The 20,203-nt window shown below is 45.1% G+C and carries 12 protein-coding genes, 2 tRNA genes and 1 pseudogene; 10 read left to right on the top strand and 5 right to left on the bottom strand.

Annotation, left to right across the window (positions count from 1 at the left end; all coding sequences use genetic code 11):
* The 8 genes and pseudogenes from A2048_07650 (at position 1) to A2048_07615 (ending at position 12,735) form a co-directional block, all read left to right on the top strand.
* A pseudogene (locus tag A2048_07650) lies at positions 1 to 3,862 on the top strand (hypothetical protein).
* Between the two features lie 24 nt (positions 3,863 to 3,886).
* A complete protein-coding gene (locus A2048_07645) occupies positions 3,887 to 7,606 on the top strand; it encodes a hypothetical protein (protein ID OGP08803.1) in 3,720 nt (1,239 codons plus the stop codon).
* A gap of 160 nt (positions 7,607 to 7,766) precedes the next feature.
* Complete coding sequence (locus A2048_07640) at positions 7,767 to 9,284, top strand: hypothetical protein (GenBank protein ID OGP08802.1); 1,518 nt, start codon at positions 7,767 to 7,769, stop codon at positions 9,282 to 9,284.
* A 9-nt stretch (positions 9,285 to 9,293) separates the two neighbouring features.
* Positions 9,294 to 10,277 (top strand): hypothetical protein, encoded by a 984-nt coding sequence (locus A2048_07635; protein OGP08801.1) that lies wholly within the window; start codon positions 9,294 to 9,296, stop codon positions 10,275 to 10,277.
* Positions 10,278 to 10,282: 5 nt separating this feature from the next.
* Entirely contained in the window at positions 10,283 to 11,161 is an 879-nt protein-coding gene (locus tag A2048_07630; protein ID OGP08800.1) for a hypothetical protein, read from the top strand.
* Positions 11,162 to 11,163: 2 nt separating this feature from the next.
* Positions 11,164 to 11,550, top strand: coding sequence for a hypothetical protein (locus A2048_07625; GenBank protein OGP08799.1), 387 nt, complete (start codon positions 11,164 to 11,166; stop codon positions 11,548 to 11,550).
* A complete protein-coding gene (locus tag A2048_07620; protein OGP08798.1) occupies positions 11,540 to 12,007 on the top strand; it encodes a hypothetical protein in 468 nt (155 codons plus the stop codon). The genes A2048_07625 and A2048_07620 overlap by 11 nt, the downstream gene beginning before the upstream one ends.
* 266 nt (positions 12,008 to 12,273) lie before the next feature.
* Positions 12,274 to 12,735: a hypothetical protein gene (locus A2048_07615; GenBank protein ID OGP08797.1), complete on the top strand. Its 462-nt coding sequence runs from the start codon at positions 12,274 to 12,276 to the stop codon at positions 12,733 to 12,735.
* Positions 12,736 to 12,907: 172 nt separating this feature from the next.
* On the opposite strand, the gene A2048_07610 is transcribed toward A2048_07615, so the two are convergent.
* From A2048_07610 to A2048_07595, 4 genes are all read right to left on the bottom strand, one after another.
* Positions 12,908 to 13,666: a hypothetical protein gene (locus A2048_07610; GenBank protein OGP08796.1), complete on the bottom strand. Its 759-nt coding sequence runs from the start codon at positions 13,664 to 13,666 to the stop codon at positions 12,908 to 12,910.
* A gap of 57 nt (positions 13,667 to 13,723) precedes the next feature.
* Positions 13,724 to 13,795: transfer RNA gene (locus A2048_07605), tRNA-Arg, on the bottom strand.
* Between the two features lie 161 nt (positions 13,796 to 13,956).
* A tRNA-Val gene (locus tag A2048_07600) sits at positions 13,957 to 14,028 on the bottom strand.
* A gap of 288 nt (positions 14,029 to 14,316) precedes the next feature.
* Positions 14,317 to 14,910, bottom strand: coding sequence for a hypothetical protein (locus A2048_07595; protein ID OGP08795.1), 594 nt, complete (start codon positions 14,908 to 14,910; stop codon positions 14,317 to 14,319).
* 99 nt (positions 14,911 to 15,009) lie between these two features.
* Between A2048_07595 and A2048_07590 the strand changes: the two genes are divergently transcribed.
* Positions 15,010 to 17,718 carry a DNA polymerase I gene (locus tag A2048_07590; GenBank protein OGP08794.1) on the top strand — a complete coding sequence of 903 codons (2,709 nt, stop codon included), beginning with the start codon at positions 15,010 to 15,012 and terminating at the stop codon, positions 17,716 to 17,718.
* 27 nt (positions 17,719 to 17,745) lie between these two features.
* Here the strand turns inward: A2048_07590 and A2048_07585 are convergent, their stop codons facing one another.
* Positions 17,746 to 19,263 carry a hypothetical protein gene (locus A2048_07585; protein ID OGP08793.1) on the bottom strand — a complete coding sequence of 506 codons (1,518 nt, stop codon included), beginning with the start codon at positions 19,261 to 19,263 and terminating at the stop codon, positions 17,746 to 17,748.
* Positions 19,264 to 19,436: 173 nt separating this feature from the next.
* Here A2048_07585 and A2048_07580 point away from each other — a divergent pair, with 173 nt between their 5' ends.
* Complete coding sequence (locus A2048_07580) at positions 19,437 to 20,075, top strand: hypothetical protein (protein ID OGP08792.1); 639 nt, start codon at positions 19,437 to 19,439, stop codon at positions 20,073 to 20,075.
* Positions 20,076 to 20,203: the final 128 nt, after the last annotated feature.

Raw genomic sequence — 20,203 nt, 5'->3', positions numbered from 1 at the left:
CCATCCACCTCAACTTCCTATCCATTCCCTCCAGTGTCAGGGGCGCATATCACGCCGTAACCGTGGGTTTGGATTTGGAGGTAGTAATAATCTCGATGAAATAATTGGTTTTCTTCCAACAGGCATTGCTGTTGATGACGCGGATTATGTTTTTGTTACAGATCAAGGAGATTACACCGTTAAGTTGTTTCGATTTGAAGATCATCAGCTAATCTTTTTATCAAAATTTGGTGAGAAGGAAGGAGATCGGGATGGTATCTCAAATAAACCTCATGGAATAGCCGTGTCACCCGATGGTTTTATTTTTGTTGCAGAACCCATCATGGGGCGCATAAAAGTTTTGGAACTTCGAGATGAGGTATTGCAGTTTTTAAGATATGACGAATTTGGCCCTGTTCCCCAAGAGGAGTTAGGCCTTCCAATAGGAAACAGCCAACCTTACGATATGTGTTGGTATGGGGATGATCATCTTTATGTTTCCTTTAATGGTGATGATCCTTATTTATTGATGATGAGTGTTCACGAAAACGGTGAACTAAGACGGGAAGATATTTTACACGTTTATAATCCCACTACAGGGGAACCTAGATTTGCTGATTCTATAGCAACGACTGGCAATATACTTTATCTTGTAGAAGACAATGATTTGGTAACCGTTGTTATTCACGAAAGTGCTGGTGGATTTTCCCATGAAGTTTCGAATCGGTACCAGGACGTCGATTTACAAACGAGTGATATTCTTTTTATTAAGGCCATTGCCGTCAATCAGGAAGGGCACATTTTTTTGGCTGATAACGAGAATCACGTTATCAAGGTCATCCAATTTCAGGACAATCAATTTAGGCAAATCACGGTATCATCAAGAATTCTTCCAGAAGAAAGTCATCCAGTGATCAATAGTATGGTTGCGGATAATCAGGGGCACCTTTTTATCTCTGTGTATGGAAAAATTCTTGTATTTCAATTAGTGAATGGGGAGCTTCTTCCTGTAACTGAACTATCTACATCCGTAGAATATTTAGCTCTTGATGGTCAAGGACGGCTTTTTGCCTCTGCTTGGGGTTATATTGATATTTTTTCTTTTAATGGAGAGACCCTTCATCTTTCTGATCGTTTTTATCTTCCCCTCGGAAACATCTATAACATAAGCGCGGGTGAAGACGGCCTTATTTTTCTGACGTTGAAGTCTAATGATTTTGGATTTCCACCTCCACCCTCAACATATAAAGTTTCAGCGCATCGATACCAAAACGGAGAAATGACTCATATTGATGATTTAGATGATGAGGAGCATCTTCATTCCGAAGGAGGCAAAAAAATAAAATTTTATCATCATCGCCTCTACATTGCCGATGGGTATGATTCCAAAATTAAGGTTTATGAGGCCCATGATGGGGAAGGTTTACAATTTAAAAGAGAATTTGGGGGCCGTGGTTTTAGTGATGGTCTTTTTAGTGGTTATCCCATCGATGGTTTTCTTCCTTATGCTCTTGATGTGCAAAACGACAAAATTTATGCCGTTGATGAATTTCGTCTTCAGGTGTTTCCTTTTCCCGATGATGAAAGGGAAGAAAACCTTGCTATAGATTTTGCTTCTGTAGAGAACCCCATCCTCTGGCGTCATGAGGAAAATCCACAAATTATCTCTCCACAAGAAGTCGTTGATGACCAGATAGATAATTGTCCGGGAATATCCAACGTATCCCAAGTTGATACAGATCAAGATGGTTCTGGCGATGAATGTGACAAAATTGATAATCGTTACGAAGGGCCTGATAATGACGGAGATGGTTTGTCCGATGCTTTTGAGGAAGCTCATGGTTTAGAAATGGATAGTCCTGATTCAGACGGGGATGGCATTTCTGATGGAGAAGAAATTGGGGATGATCAATTTCATCCAAAGGATGGAGATAACGATGGTTTTTTAGATGCTCAGGAAAAAATGATTGTGATTGGTTCTTCGGAAGGGAAAATAAGTGGTGTGGCAAATACCGTTTTTGATGAGGAGGGGAATATATTTGTTGCCGATTTAGAAAATTGGCGGGTCATGAAATTTGGTTCCCGCTACGAATATTTAGACAACCTTTTTTTGGGTGCCAAAATCATTGATTTAAAAATTGCAAGACAAAATACCTTATGGGCTTTGACAGACAAGGGACAGCTTGTGGAATTTGATCGTGATCTTCAAGTGCTCCGTAGTTATCCTTTTTGGCAAATTGTTCATTGGCGCGGAGAACCCAATCCAGATTGGGCTTACTCATGGGATGAGGGCTGTCTAAGATCAGATTTTGGCAATAATATTTTTTGCTTCTTGGGTTTGAATACCGACAATGATGGAAATATTTTTGTGGCTTATTCTTATGACCGTGAGTTGAGAATAAGCCAGCTTGATGTTGATGGGCATTGGTCTTGGCAACTCAATATTTTTGACCCGGAGAACTTTAATTCCGTGATTGATGTTGTTATTCACCCTGATCCGTTGTTGAGAGAAATTTATGTTCTAGGGACGATACCTAATTTTAGGGGAAAAAGAATTTTAGTTTATAATCGAGGAGGAGAATTTTTAAGGACCATTGGTAGTACTGAAGATTGTGAAGCTATTGATGCCTTATGTAATCCTTCCCATATACATTTGATTGATAGGAACCTTTTCATTGAAAATGAATTTTCAAACGAACGATCCATTAAAATTTACTCTTTAGAGGGAGTTTTTCAAAACGAAATTGCATTTCCTCATGATCTTTCCGAAGAAGCTCTTCCCTATGAAGCTTATTGCTATCATTTCCAAGGGGGAGACTTAGAGGGGAATCTTTATTTTGGAAGTTCTTCATACTCCTGCGGGGGTGAGGCCCATTTGCTTAGGCAATACAATGCAGAAGGGCAACTTCTTCAACTGATTGGAGATGATATGAGTGATCCTGACGATTTTCTTTGCCGAGATGGGAATTGTCATTTCGATGTGGATTCGGATGGAAATATTTATGTCTTAAGTCTTTTTCAAGACAATCCAGAACTACGTGTTTTTGATCATGAAGGCCAATTTCTCCAGAGTATCGATTTACAGGAACAATTGGGAGGATTGGACATTCATCTTTTCCGTATGGATTCTCACGGCAACTTTTATTTCCTGGTTTCTTGTTGGAGAAGAGGGGAGGGGCGATGTCAAATTGATGGTGAAGAAATTTGGGTTTTTAATTCTCGTTTTCACCAAATAGCCGTCATTGATGAAGAGAATCTTGAATTTAGAGATGAACATCCTGATTTTAGCCTTTCGATTTCTTCTTTTGATCTTGACGAAAGGGATCGTCTCTATGTCCTTTATGCATGGGGTGAAGATGATGTGTTGGTCCGTTTTAGCAAAAATGCCTTCGTTGAAGAGGTGCACTGGATTTTTAATTGGGGACTTCCCCAAAATTTTCGTGTAAGCCGTTCAAACAAAGTATATTCAATTTATTCTTCTTTTTCTCTTATCCATAGAGACAATTTAGCTAATCTTGAAGAATTTGATCAGGAAAACAACATTCATCAGGAAGGTCTTATCGATTTTGATATATCTGATCCAAGCCGAGCTCCGGTCTCAATAGAAAATGTGAGAGGTTTCAATTTTCGTTGGTTTGATATTACGCCCTTGCTTTTGGGTTCTTCAAACTCATCAGCGAGACGGGAAACCATCTATACGTTAAGCCAAAATGGCCAGGTTCGTGTTTATCTCCCCGGGCAACAGATCGCTGATTTTTTCTTTGGGCAATTAGGGCTTGATGATTACGATGACTTTTTCCCGAACGACAATGTGGCGCATATTCGAGCTAAAAATCATAAGATTTACATTTTCGATAAATATCGGATTCGAGTTTTTCAGTAGAATTTATTTTCTCAAGGAAAGCCCATGATCTTCCCTGACCGCTACAAACTCCTCAAAAAACTCGGGCAAGGGAGCTTGGGAGAAGTTTATCAGGTCCGCGATACGGCCGATGGCAAGGTTTGCGCCCTGAAGGTTATCCGGGAGGATGCCTCCCAAAATTTTGAAGCTTTAAAATCGGAATTTCATTTTCTTTCTTCCCTCAAACATTCCCATCTCGTCACAGTTTACGAGCTTGAGATAAATTCATCAGGAGCTTTTTTGAAGGAAGAGTTTGCCCACGGTGAAAATTTTCTTGAAGCCACAAAAAGCTTTTCTGAAGAAAAAATCATCCCGCTCATCATCCAGATTTGCGAGGCCCTGGGGTATCTGCACTCCCAGGGGATTATCCACGGGGATATCAAACCTGAAAATATTCTTGTGACACAGAAGGGAATCAAGCTTCTGGATTTCTCGTTGGCCGGGCATTTTCTCAAATCGGAGGCCCCACCTCCGCGCGGCTCTCTTTCTTACATGGCCCCGGAAGTTTTTTTTGAAAAGAGGGTTCCTCAGAGTGATTTTTATAGTCTAGGAGTGACGCTCTACGAAGCATTCACCGGGGAGAGGCCGCGTGAAATAGAAGAGAAGGATTTAAAGAATCTGAAAACAATTTTGAGCATCCCCATCCGGAAAATTTCATCTTTGAACCCTAATATTTCATCTCGACTTACGCGCATCATTCACAAGCTCTTGTCGTTAAGCCCGCAGGGCCGCTATGAGAGTGCAGGGGAGATCATTTATGATCTTAAAGACGAAAAAGAAACGGATCTGGTCGAAAAGTTTCCCTTTGACCCCTATTATGAGCGGGATCTTAAGCTTTATCAGGAAACATCGAACAAACCCTACCAGGCTCTTGTTTATCACAGGATGGGGCATTTCACGGAAGCCCTCGAGATCTGCGATTCCATTTTAAAGGATCCGCAGGGCTACGCGCCTGCACTCATCATCAAGATTCAGGCGCTGCAGGGCATGGCTCTCGTTCATCTTGGAAAGAGTGAGGAAGCCATTGCTCTTTGCAAAAAGGTTCTTGATGCTGCCACGGATAAGGATCAGCCGGAGTTCTTGTCCATCACCAATACATTGGGGCTGGCCTGTGATCATCTCAAGCGATGGGATGAGGCCATTTTGCATTACGAAAAAAGTCTGGAGATTGCCAAAAAGAATGAATTGCCGGCGGCCCAGGCGATGATCACCAATAACCTGGCCATCGTCTGGCAAAAGAAGATGATGAATCCCAGGGCGCTGGACTTGTATAACCAAAGTTTGATCCTGGCCCGCCAGGTTGGGGATAAGCAATTAGAGGTTTCTGTTCTGGAAAATCTGGGGACCATGGCGCACGAGCGGGCTGACTATGGCGAAGCTCTCAAAATTTATTCCCAAGCGCTGGAAAAAAGCGAACAGTTTGGTTTTAAGCCGCAGATGCTTTCTTTGAAGCTGAATTTGGCCAATATTTTTTTTCTTTTGGGCTTTGATGAAAAGGCCGAGGCTTTTTTAAAAAACCTTGAAGACCAAACCCAGGGCCTTATTTTAAGGGCGTACTATGCCCTTCTTTTGAAGAAGAAGGATTTCTTCGAAACGGCATTGTCTTTGGCCAGGCAGAGGCTCAAGAAAAATCCCGGCAATCAGGATGAAATTTTCCTGACTCTTTTGGAAATCGAGTTTCTCATTGATTTAAACGAGCTTTCAAAAGCCGATGAACTGCTCAAAAAAGTCACTCCTCTTGTTCTTGAAACTAAAAATGACCGTTTGGAGACCCAGGCCGATCTGTGCCGTTCCCGGGTCCTCATCGCTTCTGATGTGAAACGGGCGGGCCCCATCCTTCAAACGCTTTCAGCGTATTACCGGGCCAAAGAGGGCAGGGAGGCCCTTTGGGAGGTCTTGTTCCATGCGGGGCGGTGCCATGAGCTTCAGGGCGACAAAGATCGGGCCGAATCATGCTTCTTGGAATCGCTTGCCATTTTGGATAAGATTCATCAGACAATACCGGCGCGCATCAATGACCGTTTTTATGAGGTCCCAAAAAGAAGGGAGCTCCTCCTTTCCATCAAAAATTTTTTAGAAGGGAAAATCGAAAATCCCATGATCCCTGATTTATTTAAAAAAGAAACCCGGCGTTATAAACGTTTGCTGGAGATCAACCGGCGATTGGCGGCCCAGAGCGATTTGGATCGCCTGCTGGATTACATCATGGATTCCGCCTTGGAGCTCACCGGCGCCAAACGCGGTTTTCTCATCCTTAAAAAAGACGGGCCTCTTACGGAACTTAAGGATTCCCTCAATGTCCTTGTGGCGCGTCACATGGACCTTGCGGCAATTTCTGACCCGGGTTTCGGCTTCAGCCGGTCCGTTGTCGAAAAAGTAATCCAGAGTGGAGAGCCTCTTTTGGTTGAAGAGGCCTCAGAAGATGCCCGCCTAGCCAGCTATCAGAGCATTCACGAACTGGGGTTGCGATCCGTTCTTGTTTGCCCGCTCACCCTTCAGGGCAAAGTGTCAGGTGTCATTTACGTGGATGATAAATTCGCATCCAACATCTTTTCCCAGGAAGAACTGGATATCCTCTCGGCCCTGGGCGATCAGGCCGTGTTGGCTTTGGAGAACAGGCATTTGATGGAAGGTTTGAAGAATTCCAAAATGAAAGTGGAGGAACTCAACCGGCAATTATCGGATCAATTGCAGGATACGACGGCGGAATTGGCAGAAACGCAAAAGCATTTGCAAAAGGTGCATCGCGATCTCGGGTTTCGTTACGATTATGGCAATATCGTTGGTCAGTCGGATTCCATGAAATCCATTTTCAAGGTTTTGGACCAGGTTTCCGACACGGACATTCCCGTTCTTGTTTATGGTGAGTCGGGGACGGGCAAAGAACTCATTGCCAAAGCCTGTCATTTTAACAGCGCGCGAAAAAATAAACCCTTTGTCTCGGAAAACTGTGCGGCCATTCCCGAAAATCTGCTCGAAAGTGAACTTTTTGGCCATACGCAGGGAAGTTTTACGGGAGCCACGCGCGACAAAGAAGGGCTTCTTCGCCATGCGGATGGGGGGACTGTTTTTTTGGATGAAATCGGCGATCTGCCCTTAGCCCTTCAATCCAAGCTGTTGCGCGTGCTTCAGGAAAAAGTTATCCGTCCCGTGGGGGCTAAGGAATGGATTCCCGTGGACATCCGCATCGTTTCGGCCACCAATAAAAATTTGGAGGCCCTCATCAAGCAGGAAAAATTCAGGGAGGATCTTTATTACCGCTTGAACGGATTAAAAATTGAATTGCCCCCTTTGCGCGAAAGAAGGGAAGATATCCCTTTGCTCATCAATTTTTTTAGCCAAACTTTTTCAAAACAATACAAAAAAACGCCTTGTACTTTTACTCGTGAGGCTCTTCATCTTCTCATGGATTATTCCTGGCCGGGGAACATCAGGGAGCTTGAAAATACGGTGCGCAACGCCTTTTTGTTTTCAGCCAAAACGATTGATGTGAAAAATCTGGAATTCAAAAAAGAGCTTTTTGCCCCTGAAGTTTTGACCAGAGAATTTCTTCTGCAAAATATCCACGAATGGACTGATGAAAAAGAAAAAATCGTTCATGCCCTCAAAGCCCACAATTACAACAAAGTGGAAACGGCCCGCTTTTTAGGCATGAGCCGAAAAACTCTCTACAATAAGATGGGATCCTATAAAATCAGCACCAAAAGGCTGGTTACATATGTATAATTATTGGGGACAATTTTTACACATATGGTCTAGAAATATTTCCAGATCCCTCTCATAAACATAAAAATAATTAATAATAACAATATATTATATTTTTTTATACGTTTGTATCTTTTTGGCATGTCTCTTGCTTTTCTTTGCTCTGGAAGGAGAAAAGCTTATGACGCGTCCCGATCCTGTTTCTTTCAAAGAGCCGGCTGGCTATGCGGTGGCCCATCCCTATCCCGATGAAGAAGTGGATGGAATTCATCCGTCCCAAACTTATTCCCAATACAAAGAGACAACGCTTGCTCCCGTGAAGAATCAACCAAGAAAGTTTTTGCTGTTTCCTGCCAACAAGGTAAGGGAAGAAAAAAAATACACTCAAGTGGATACCGGGTCTCTTTCCTTGGATCCCAAAAAAGTGGTCCAATCGGAACGTCTGGGGCAAACACTTATGGATGTTTTGCCGTTGCCTTCAAAAAGCTGTCAGGAAAAAATATTTGTGCAGCATGCCAAACAGGTTTTTGAAAATTTGGGGTTAAGAGTGAGTGTGGATGATTTGCCTGCACAAGTGGCTCAAATGAACCCGAAGGATCAGAAGGATTTTTATTGTAATGAAGGGACAACTCAGCCTGAGTCGGGCAATTTGATCGCCTTTCTTCCGGCAACAGATGCTTCACTTCCTTCCTGGAATCTCAATTTTCATTTCGACACTCTTCAAACTTCTTTTGAAGGCATCGCTCGCCAAGGTGACATCATCCGCCCGGCCAAGGCTACGCCCCTTGGTGCGGATGACAAGGCGGGCTTTGCCATCCTTGTGGAAACGCTGCGCGTGATTCAGGAAAACAGAATTCCTCACGGCGATATCCGCATTGTGGGCCTGGTGGGTGAGGAAGACACGGGAGGAGGAGCCCTGCTTATTTCTGCGGATCATTTCAAGGAAGATGTCCTTGTCAGTGTGGATGGCACCGATCCCAACGAAATAGGGAGAGCCGCCCCCACGATGTACAAGGGTTATGTTGCCATTCAAACACACACCAGTCATCCTTTTGCCGTGGACAAGCAAAAATCGGTGAGCGCTTGTGCTGTGGGCACTGAATTCAAACTACAGGCCGGGTTCAAATCCGATGCGCATCCTTCCGACCACCCCAATGTTGTGCTTCACACCTATTTTGAATCGTGCGGTGTGGATGGGGGGAAGAAAACGGATTTTGGGGTTCCCCTTGCGGATCCCAAATACAACACGATTGCCCCTTTTTGGACGGCGGCCTGGCAGATGCGCAATTTGGAAGGCCCCGAAAAAGCTGCTCAAATGGCGGCCGGCCTTAAGGGGACCTTACAGCGAGTTTGTCAGCAAGCGGCTGAAGGGAGAACGCCTGTGGCATGTGAGATAACAGGGACGGATAAGCCGAGTTTAGTCGGTTATGTTGTGCCCGAGGAGGATCCGGGCATTTCTTTGCTTCAAGGTGGATTTGAAAGTGTCGGCATGTCCCCTGAAGTGACGGCCAGGCAGTTCGGCGGATTCAACGGAAACCACATTCATTCCCGTTTTGGAGCCAAGATGGTCATTATAGGTACGGGAGCCAGCAATTACATCCACACCGATCTCGAAACAGCCAGTGTAAGCGGCATGACCCATGTGGCCCAGGGTTTACTGGCGGCGATGCTGGAATCGTATCGGTATCAACGAGATTGAAAGAAATTTATGGAAAATAGTTCGGTACAAACAATTCATTTGCCAACTTACTTTCATGTTTTGGAACGTTTACCCAGCGTCTTATCAGAGGATATCCAGATAGCCCAAGCCACCCTCCATTTCATTCTCGGGGATCAATACGGACAGCCCCTTGTTTTTAACCGCGGGAGATATTTTGGCGACGGCCTTATGCACACCAATCCGGTTTATCTTTCGAGGGGGGGCGGCGAATCCTTATCCATGCTTGATTTCCAAGAAAATGGTTTGATTGCAAAATCGGACGGGGGCTTGTTCCCATTCATTGGGGTTTTGCCACCCAGTTTGGTGCCTTATTTTTTTGGGGGGATTTTTGGAGTTGAGGAGATGAAGAAAAAACCATCGGAGGATTGGGTGTTCATGCAAATTCAAGGAGCCTGGGAGCTTTATCAATGTCTCGAAAAAAATAATGGGGACTCATCCCTATGCCAAGCCTCCGAAGGAAATCAAAAAATTGCGGAAGCTAAAAAGATCGTTGATGAAAAGAATGCGGTTCTAGAAAAGCAAGCGGCCATAGATGCAGAAAAAAAGCGCTCGCAGGAACATGAGGATCAAATGGGGAGTTATCTTCAGAAGTCCGAGGAGATCTGGCTTCTTGCCGAAAAAATGCGTCAAAATGCCCAGGGATTGGGAGATGGTGACCCTGATGTCATTGAGGGCATCATGAAGAAGTATCTCATGTATCGTAATTATATCGGGGCGGGTAGTGATTTGGAGAATGCAAAAATTCGCTACGAAAAGGCGTTAGAAATGCTGGAAGCTTTCACCAAAAGCTCTGGAAGTTGGAACCAATTTGAAAATTTCTGTGACAAATTTAATTTTGGAAGCACACCTTGTCGTGAAGATCAGGCAGGCGGTGGAAGTACTGATTATCACTATTCCTGCCCCTTTGACATTACCGTGGTAGGGCATGAGTCCGACTGCAGGACACCGGTGAAGCCGTTTACGCCTTATTAATTTTTATGAAGATATTTTTAACATTAAGAATAAAAAGGGCACTTTTTTTGGGAGTTGTTTTTTTAACGGGCTTCGTTCCAACGGCGCAGGCCTTCAATTTCAATCCTTTCAGTTATATCGCCGATTTCCTGAGGAACCCCTGCCTTGAATTCAGCAACAATGGTATTCCCATCCGCCCCTGCAGCCACCGGGGTATCCCTGAATGCAAAGACTATGAAGAAGGGGCAAGGTGGTGCGAGGGAGAAAATGCTTATAGGCAATGTGGTGGTGGGCGATGGCGGACTAACGTGTGCGATCCAGGCTTGGTTTGTTTTCAGGTAAGTGGTGCCCAAGCGCGTTGTGAAGAACCTTCAGCAGTTCGGGAGCTTGAGGCAAATCAGCAGGATACCGATGGAGATGGTTTAAATGACCTTGACGAGATGCAAATTTATGAGACGGACCCTTCTGTTGCCGACACGGACGGGGATGGATTGACCGATGGTGATGAAGTGACCATTCACGAAACAGATCCGGCAGATTCTGATTCCGATGGAGACGGCTTAGCGGATGGTTATGAAATTTCCATAAGCTTAAATCCCAATCTCGTTGATAACCCCGCCCTTCAAATTGCCTTGGAAATGATCATGGACACCTACGATGGGGATGAGGATGGGATTGAAGATCACCTGGATAATTGCCCTCACGCATCCAATCCGGATCAAACGGATTCAGACAATAATGGCATCGGGGATGGATGCGATCCGGATCCTATTGTTGCTTGGCAACAACTGAATTCTCGTCTTCGTCGGTTTATTGAATTTTTCAGGTCGAGGAGAATGAGAAACTTTCAGGACCAATTTTTTGTGCCGGAAAATTTTGAAAGAGATGAAAAACCAAGGAGGTAAAAATGAAAACAAATAGATATATTTTTTTAGGGATGTTTCTTACCGGTCTTTTTACTTTAACCAAAGCCCAAGCGACGGTTGTCAGGTTTCAGTCCGATCGTCTGACACAGGTAGGAACTGTTAACGATGGGAACCTTCCGGAAGGACAAGCCATGCTTGAAATTCCTGTCCAAATGCTTGGTGAACGTCCGGTGGACCATCCACTCCCTTGCGAGAGCAATGATGTTGATCCCCATTTAACCTTGAAGATCGACCTGCGGACTCCAGGAGGACGAGCCTCGTATGCCACTTTGTTAATGGCAAAGTTTACAAGAAAATATGTTCACATTGATTATGACGGTATTCCAGGGAGCTGCTTTATTGGTAGTGTCCTTATTCGTGGCGAATAAAAAACAGGAGGAAAAAATGAAAAGAAAAACATATCCATTGGTCATCGTTACTCTAATGGGACTTCTTTTAGTCTCACCAGTTTGGGCTGATACGTTCCACCTTAATGGAAATTCCATTTATACCATGTCCCCCCGTGTGGATGGGAGCCAAGCTGAAATTGATATTTTTACGGATGAAATTACAGAGGTGGTGAATCACTGGCGAGATAATGAGTCTATAGCCTGTACGGAACAGCAAAGGTTCAAAGTCACTCATTTGTTGCTCAATATGGGGACACCCAATGGAAGAGCGGCCTATGCCACCCTGCTCATGGCGCGAACCCTTAAAAAAGATTTGAGGTTAGAAATAGGGGAACCACCCGAGTGCCAGATAGTGAGCGTTGGAGCAACCAATGCCATCGATCTTATGGGCCACTTTGGTTCTGGTGCGGCCCACTTTGGAGAAAGCCGATGGTAATAGATCGCAGATCGCTGAAACGGCAAATCATATTGCTCGTGATGACTCTTTCTTTTGGATTGCCTGCGTTTGACGCCAGTGCCCGTTGCGAAACCGATGAGGACATAGAGCGGTATTTCTGGAGCCGGAGGTTTAGCCCCCATATTTCTATCGATGACACACCTCGATGCAGATGGTCCGATGGATCCAGTTGCCACCGCACACTTTCGCGCCTTTATTTGGAGTGTAGTGGAGGTTTTTGGATCCATAAGGATTGTGGAGAGGGGATGCGTTGCAGTACCGTAAATTGGAGCCGAATTCGTTGTGTAGAGGATCCCCAATGCCTGGAGGTGGGGGATGATGAGGAAGTTCCGATTGATTCCGACAACGATGGTCTCCAAGACGAGGATGAAATCAATCTCCATCATACCGATCCCCAAAATGCCGATACCGATGGGGATGGCCTAAACGACGGTGACGAAATTAATGTTCATGAAACCAATCCAACCGATCCAGATACCGATAGTGATGGGTTGGACGACGGGTATGAAGTGTCCATCCACTTAAACCCCAATTTCGTTGACAACCCAGCCCTCCAAGTAGCTTTGGAGATGATCATGGAAGCCTATGATGAGGAGGAAAACCCCGTCGTTGTTCAACAACAGCAGAATGTGCGTTTTCGTCAGTTCATTGAATTTTTCAAATTGAGGAAAATAAGAGACTTTCAAAACCAATTTTTCATCCCTTAAGAATTTAGAAAGGGATGAAAAAAAAGGAGGTCAACCAAGATTTTCAAAATCGAACATAGAAAACTCCGTATATCGTATATCGTGTATCGGGACAAAATTTGCGCCCCCAACTGGACGCTTTTCGAACTGCGTGTGCTGACTAAGATAAAATCAGCCTCTATAAAGTGACAACTCAGGGCTTTCGGAATTTTTCGGCCTTCTTGCGCTCGGTCGCGGCCGCCTCGGTATAGCCCATGAGCTCATAGAGGTCAGCGCGGCGGACGCGGAACCCATACAGCGTTGGATTCAGTTCGATGGCTTCGCTGTAATCCTTGAGAGCGAGGATGTAGTCCTTCTGCTTCTGATAGCAATCGCCGCGCATGAAGTACGGGCTGTCGTATTTCGGGTCGAGTGCGATCGCCTTCGTGTAATCGCGAACTGCGCTATTGCAGTCGTGCTTACTCCAATAACACGAGCCGCGCCAATACAAGATGAAGGCCGAGGAGGGGTTCAGCGCAAGCGCCTTGTTCAAATCCTTGATCGCCGCATCTTGCTTGCCCTGGTTGCTGAGGGTGCGGCCTCGCATCAGCCAAGCGTCGGTCAATTTCGGGTTCAGTGCGATCGCCTCGGTAAAATCAGCGAGTGCAGGGATGTAGTCGCCCTTCCCGAAGTACGCGTTGCCCCGGTCGAACCACGCCGATGGGTCCTTCGGGTTCGTCTTGATCACCGTGGTGGCCGCCGCGATTCGGCAGTCGAGATCCTCCCAGACACAGGCGCTTTCTTGCGCGAAGGAAGCCGACGAAAGGCCAGTCAACGGCAACAGCAAAGCCAAGCTCAGGAGTAATTTAATGGAACCACCCTTGAGTATCTCCATTATTCCTCCACCCGGGAGAAAACCGTGATCCGAGCGTAGTCGAGGGGGGGCAATCTTGATGTTCGCCTTCTCTGGCATTCTGTAGGAACCATACAATACTATCCCGCTTCATGCTAATAAATTTGTCGCTACCTGCGCCCCTGGCAAGAATCGAACTTGCGCACCCGGCTTCGGAGGCCGGTACTCTATCCACTGAGCTACAGGGGCGAAAATCCGCCTTCGGCGGATTTCGTTCTTCGTAATTCGTTCTTCGTTTTTCGGAAAAGAAAATTATTAAATACGAGAAAGGATAAGGGATGACCGAATTTACCCGAAGAACGAATTACGAAGAACGTGAACGAAAATTTTGCTACAGCAAAATTTTTAAGTGGGTGTTAGTGGGATCGAACCACTGGCCCCTTCCGTGTGAAGGAAGTGCTCTACCTCTGAGCTAAACACCCAGCACGGCAGTCGATAAAAAGCCATCTGTCCCGAAGGGGACCCCTTCGGGGCTTTGTTACCTCTTCGCCCACTCCCTGCGGCGTACTGTATAAGTACGCCTCGGTCGGGGCTCATCGGTGCCTCGCATATGGCTTTTTTTCAACTGCCTTTATATCCTTTAGTCTTTCTCGGGCGCCTTTTATCTGGCCTATTTTTGTCATTTTTTTCAAGTAAGCATAGCGGCTCATTAATACAGCTTAAGGGAGAGGGGCAAGCGTTTAAATTTAAGTGGTGTTCGCCCATTCAAACTATGCTTTTCGTTCTCCATAACGATAAAACTTGTAAGCGATGTAACCATATTGAAACACAGTGATGCAGGTGAGGGCAAAAGCGGTGTAAAAGAAACCGGCTTGTATCGGAGGCCAAATTTTTTCCATGAACAGGGGCAGGGTATAAAAGTTTTTTTCTTTTAAAAAGTCGGCGAATGCCAGAATCAAGACCATAATTTGTGAGAAAGTGGCCAGCTTTGAAAAACGTGTGGGCCTGAAAAGAAGTTTTACCTTCATTAAAAGAAGGATGCCGGCTCCCGCCAGAATAAGAAAATCGCGGCTTACAATTAAATAAGTCAAAGTCCATGGGATTTTTCCCAAATGGCTCATTAAAACATAGCCGGCCAGCATCAGGAACTTGTCGGCCAATGGATCAAGCATCGAGCCCAACCGGGAGCGTTGATGAAACCGGCGGGCAATGAAACCATCTAAAAAATCAGTAAGCCCCGCCAATGATAATGAAAGAAGGGCTTCGGGATAAAGCCCACTTTCAAATTGAAAAATAAAGAATATCACCAGCACAAAACGTGAAAGGGTAAAAAGGGTGGCAATGGTGATTTTTCGTTGAGGCATATCTTTAAAAAATGAGATAAAGCATAGCGTATTTTAAATGGGCTCCAAAGAGGAAAGTTGCCAAAGCCGGTAACATCTGCAATAAAACTTGTCCCTTTTATGTCTAAAAAACTTTTTCTTGTTGATATCTCTTCCTATGTTTTTCGTGCCTATTATGCCGTTAAGGCCCTTAAGACTTCCAAGGGGATTGCCACCAATGCCACTTATGGTGTCATCAACATGCTTCTTAAACTTATCCGCGAGAAGAAGCCTGATTATCTGGTGATTGTTTTTGATTCCCCCATTCCTTCCTTCAGGAAGGAAATTTATACGGCCTACAAGGCCAATCGTGAAGCTCCACCGGAAGATTTGCCCCATCAATTTGAACATATCAAAGAGTTTGTCAAAAAATATCCCCTTCCTTCGTTGCAAATAAACAGTTTTGAGGCCGACGATATTATTGCCACTTTGGTAAGCCTTTATCGTAAGGGAGAATTAAGCCGTGACATGCAACTTAAAAAAGAAGATCTCGAGCTGGTGATTGTTTCAGCCGACAAGGACCTGATGCAATTGGTAGGGAATGATGTGGTGATGTATGATTCGATGAAAGAAAAAATCATCGGTATTCCTGAAGTCAAAGAACGTTTTGGAGTGGGGCCTGAAAAAGTGCTGGATGTTCTCTCCCTTTCTGGAGATGCCTCGGACAATATTCCCGGTGTGGACGGGGTCGGTGAAAAAACGGCCACAAAACTTCTTTTGCAATGGGGAAGCTTGGAGGCTGTTTTGGACCATGCCTCTGAAATCAAGGGTAAGCTGGGGCAAACGCTTATAACGTGTCGCGAGCAAGCCCTTCTCTCCAAAAAATTGGTGGTTTTAAAAGATGATTTGGCCCTTCACCCCGACTGGAAATGTTTTGAGCTGGCCGCCCCTCACACAGAAGATTTGAACGCTTTATACAAAGAGCTTGAATTGTGGTCCCTTGTTAAAAAAGGGGAATCATCGGAAACTTTGCCTGTCAACGCGAACGCCGGGCCTAAAAAAGAATACCATCTGATTTTGACCGTTGAGGCTTTGAAGGGCATGGTTTCAAAACTAGTCTCTTCCAAAGAAGGATTTTCCTTTGATACCGAAACAACGGGCCTTGATCCCTTAACGTGCAAATTGGTGGGAATGAGTTTTTCAATTCCTGGAGGGGAAGCCTTTTATGTCCCTGTAGGGCATCTTTATTTGGGCTGTCCGGAACAAATTTCTCTTAAAGACGCCCAGGAAATTTTAAACCCTGTTTTCTCCAATGAAAGCCTTCTCAAATATGGGCAGAATGTGAAGTATGATGCCCATGTTTTACGGTGTGCCGGTTTTCAGGTTGAAGGCATTGGGGGCGATACCATGCTTGCTTCCTATATTTTAAGTCCCGAGTCGCCGCACAATCTGGATCATCTGGCCAGCCAATATCTTCAGTACACAACGCTTAAATATGACGAAGTGGTGGGAAAGGGGAAAACCTTTGATTCTGTTGATGTGGACAAAGCCTGCCGTTACTCTGCTGAAGATGCCGATGTCACCATGAGGCTTGTGCCCCTGTTGCATCAAAAATTGAAGGAAGAGAATTTGTGGAATTGTTACCAGAATATTGAATTACCCCTGATTGATGTTCTTTTGAGGATGGAAGAAACGGGGGTTTTGGTTGACATCCCTTTTTTAAAAAAATTGGCGACAGAATTTTGTGAAAAACTAAAACAGATTGAAAAAGAAGTGCATGCCCAGGCAGGTCTTGAATTTAATTTGCAGTCACCCAAACAGGTGGGGGATGTTCTTTTCAACAAGCTTTTATTGCCTGTGCAAAGAAAAACAAAAACAGGTTATTCAACCGATGTTGATGTGCTCGAAACCCTCTCGGCGCTTCACCCCCTTCCAAAACTTTTGCTCCAATACCGCACCTTAAGTAAATTGTTGTCAACTTATGTGGAACAGCTTCTTGAGCTGGTTCATCCACAGACAGGGCGTGTGCATACCAGTTTTAACCAGACGGTTGCAGCTACCGGCAGACTAAGTTCATCGGATCCCAATCTTCAAAATATTCCCATTCGTACGGAAGAAGGAAAACGAATCCGGCATGTGTTTATTGTTCCTTCCGGATACAAAATGCTTTCGGCCGACTATTCCCAAATCGAATTGAGATTATTGGCGGCTTTTTCCCAGGAAAAAGCCTTGATCGATGCTTTTAAGAATAACCGGGATATTCATGCGCTCACAGCCACACGTCTTTTTAATGCAAGCCTTCCAGAAGTGACAAGCGATATGCGTGCGCGTGCCAAAACGGTCAATTTTGGTGTGATTTATGGGCAATCCCCCTTTGGGCTTTCCCAACAACTGGGTATTCCCCAAGCGGAAGCCAAAAAATACATTGAGACTTTTTTTGCCCAATACCCACGCGTACTCAAGTACCGGGAAGAAGTTCTTAAAGGGGCTCTTGCCACGGGAGAAGTACGCACATGGCAGGGAAGGCGGCGCGTGACGGCCGATTTGGCCAGCCGCAATGCGATGGTGCGTGCCAATGCGGAGCGTATGGCTTTTAACACCGTGTTTCAAGGTTCGGCAGCCGATTTAATCAAAGTGGCGATGATCCGCATCCATAAAATTCTTCAAGAAAAAAAACTGGGCACAAAAATGCTTATTCAAGTGCATGATGAATTGTTGTTTGAAGTGCCGGAAAGTGAATTAGCTCAGGCTCAAGAGCTGATCAAGTTTGAAATGGAAAATGCCGTTCCCTGTGATGTGCCACTTAAGGTGGATGTGAGTGTGGGAACCCACTGGGGAGAATGTGGGTAAGGGCGGTTAGAGAACTGCCCTTATTAATCACCCCTTCTTAAAAATCATCTTGTACCCGCCAATCGAGATTTCGTCGCCATCATTTAAATTGTATTCATCAATTTTCTGGCTGTTCACAAAGACACCGTTGGAACTTTTTAAGTCGATGATCAAATATTGGTCTTTGTATTTGTTAATGGCGGCATGCTGACGGGAAACCTTGGGAGCTTTCAACACAAGATCGTTGGAGGGGGACCGGCCGATGGAAATATTGTCGTCCTTTAAGACAAATTCCTTGAAATCAAGATCGTTTTCAGTGGCGGTGAAAACAAGTTTATACCCCGGGGCCGAAGAAGGGGAAGCAGCCTGTTCATGAGCCGCAACCATCCGGGCGGCTGTATTGACAGTGGGGGTTACCGATGATCGGAATTCCGGACTTTCAGGGGAACTTTTTTCTTCAGAAGGGGGGGCTTCTTCAACCACATCACGAATGGAAAAAGGTTCGGGCTCTTTGTCATGGAGAAGGGTTTTGCCCGTATCAAGCTTGCCCATGTCGTGGGTGTTTTCATCGTGGCGGACAATCTTTTCGGCTGGGATCACGGGTTTGGATAATTGGGCCGGTTCACTGGTTGAAAAATAATCGGGCTCCCCAGATTGGCCATACACATTTGACAGAGGGGCTTTGGCCGGCTCTTCATCTGAAAGCAGGGGAAGATTTGGAAGATAGGTGTTTTCCTTCTTGGTTTCGACCTTTTTTCCCATTTTCGGTTCTTCCATACGTTCGGGAACGGGCGTTTTTTCAGACCAGTCATCCTGAGTTTGGGGTGCCAGGCGATAAGTGGCCGGCGGCGGAGTTTGGACTGTTTGTGGGGTTGCCGTTGGTTTTGGAGGCACCATGGTTTTGGTGACATCCGCATTTTGCGGTTCGCGTGACAGCCCAAGGTCTTCAGGGTCGAGCAATTCTTCGTGAGCCTTGATATAGGCCTGAATCTGGGCCAACTCGCTTTGTAAACGGTTTATCTCGCGGCTTTCAAAATCTTCCACTTCTTTATATTGGTCTTCGGTAAATTCTTCCAAATAGTGTCGAAAGCGGGCTTCTTCCAAAATTTCCTTGTGGCGGTTTGATTCCATGTTCTGTTTTTCGCGCAGCATGTACAAATTGGATAGCTCACGGTTGAGCAGGGCCTTTTTTTCCAGTAAAAGTTTGTTGATATTTTCCAGCTGAAGCATGTAGTCGCGGCGCACTTTTTCATAAACAGTACGTGAAACCTTTTCCCGGTTTTGTTCCATTTTTTGCGTGCGTTGGGTAATAAGGTCCCGTTGGCTTCGAATGCGGGAAGTTGCCTGAATCAGGTCTTCATTTGGCTTAAATGGAATTGGTTCATTTTTGTTGGGTTGCATGGAAGGCCTCATGTTTTTTTGGGGTTCATTGGGGTCTTGTTCGTCAAGAAGTGAAGCCACGGCTCTCAAATCAGTTAAGCGTTTGCGGGTTGTGATCAATTTTTTCGGGAAACTTGAATCTTGATTGTCAGTCATGGGGGCTAAACCTCCTTTTGATTCCATCATTTTTTACCAAGGCGGTTGATTGTAAGTTTATTTCTTAAAAACTGTCAACGAATCAGTGGCTTATTGTTTTAAATAAAAAATGTAAAGTAAAAATCCCGGCTTGACGTCAAGGGTGAGCCCCTTTATGATGACCCAATTTTGCAACCCTCAACAAAATCAAGGAGGATCATTTTATGAAGAAGTTTTTTCTTTTTGTTTTAATGGCACTTGTTTTTTCATCTTCGACATATGCCTTTGATACCGAAAATCATAGGGGTTTTTATTTTTACGGCATGGGTGGGTTCATGAGTGCCGCGCACGACACCAATGTGAGAACCGATCAGGAATTCGGAAATGATATTGAACTGGCCTATGGGACCACTTTTGGATGGAACATTATCAACTGGTTGGCCCCTGAACTGCAATTTAGCTATGCAACAACCACGGCAGAGGATTCATCAAACAATACGGCGCGGGAACATATTTTAACCATTCGCTTGAATGCCAAGGTGAGCTTTCTTACCGGGGCCGATTTCAACAAAAATCACACATGGAAGATTTATCCCTACGCAAAGGTGGGGGGGGTGGCCCATGCGCTTTTTGTAAATGCCTCCAACGACGATGATAAAGTGGGCGCTTGGGGCGGGGGTGTGGGTGTGGGAGGTGGTTTGGAAGTGCTTTATAAGGTCTTGTATTTGGGAATCGACATTTCCAACGACCTTGTATTTTTGCAGGAAGAAAAAAATGAGATTGCCGGTGTGAACACAAAAATCATCGATGGGGGCCTAAGTGATCAGATTTCGGTGATGGGCGCCGTGGGGGTCCACTTTTAACAAAGGTGAGGAGAGCTAACGATGAAAAAAGGAATCCTTCTTTTTATGTTCTTGTTTTTCATGGCAGGCTTGTCCATGGCTGAAACAGAGTATCGAGGTTCCTATGAGTCGGGACAGGGGCCTTTTAA

The organism is Deltaproteobacteria bacterium GWA2_45_12 (assembly GCA_001797365.1).
Classification (GTDB): domain Bacteria; phylum UBA10199; class UBA10199; order UBA10199; family UBA10199; genus UBA10199.
The sequence above is the reverse complement of the archived record's forward strand: the minus strand, read 5'-3'. Positions and strand labels throughout refer to the sequence as shown.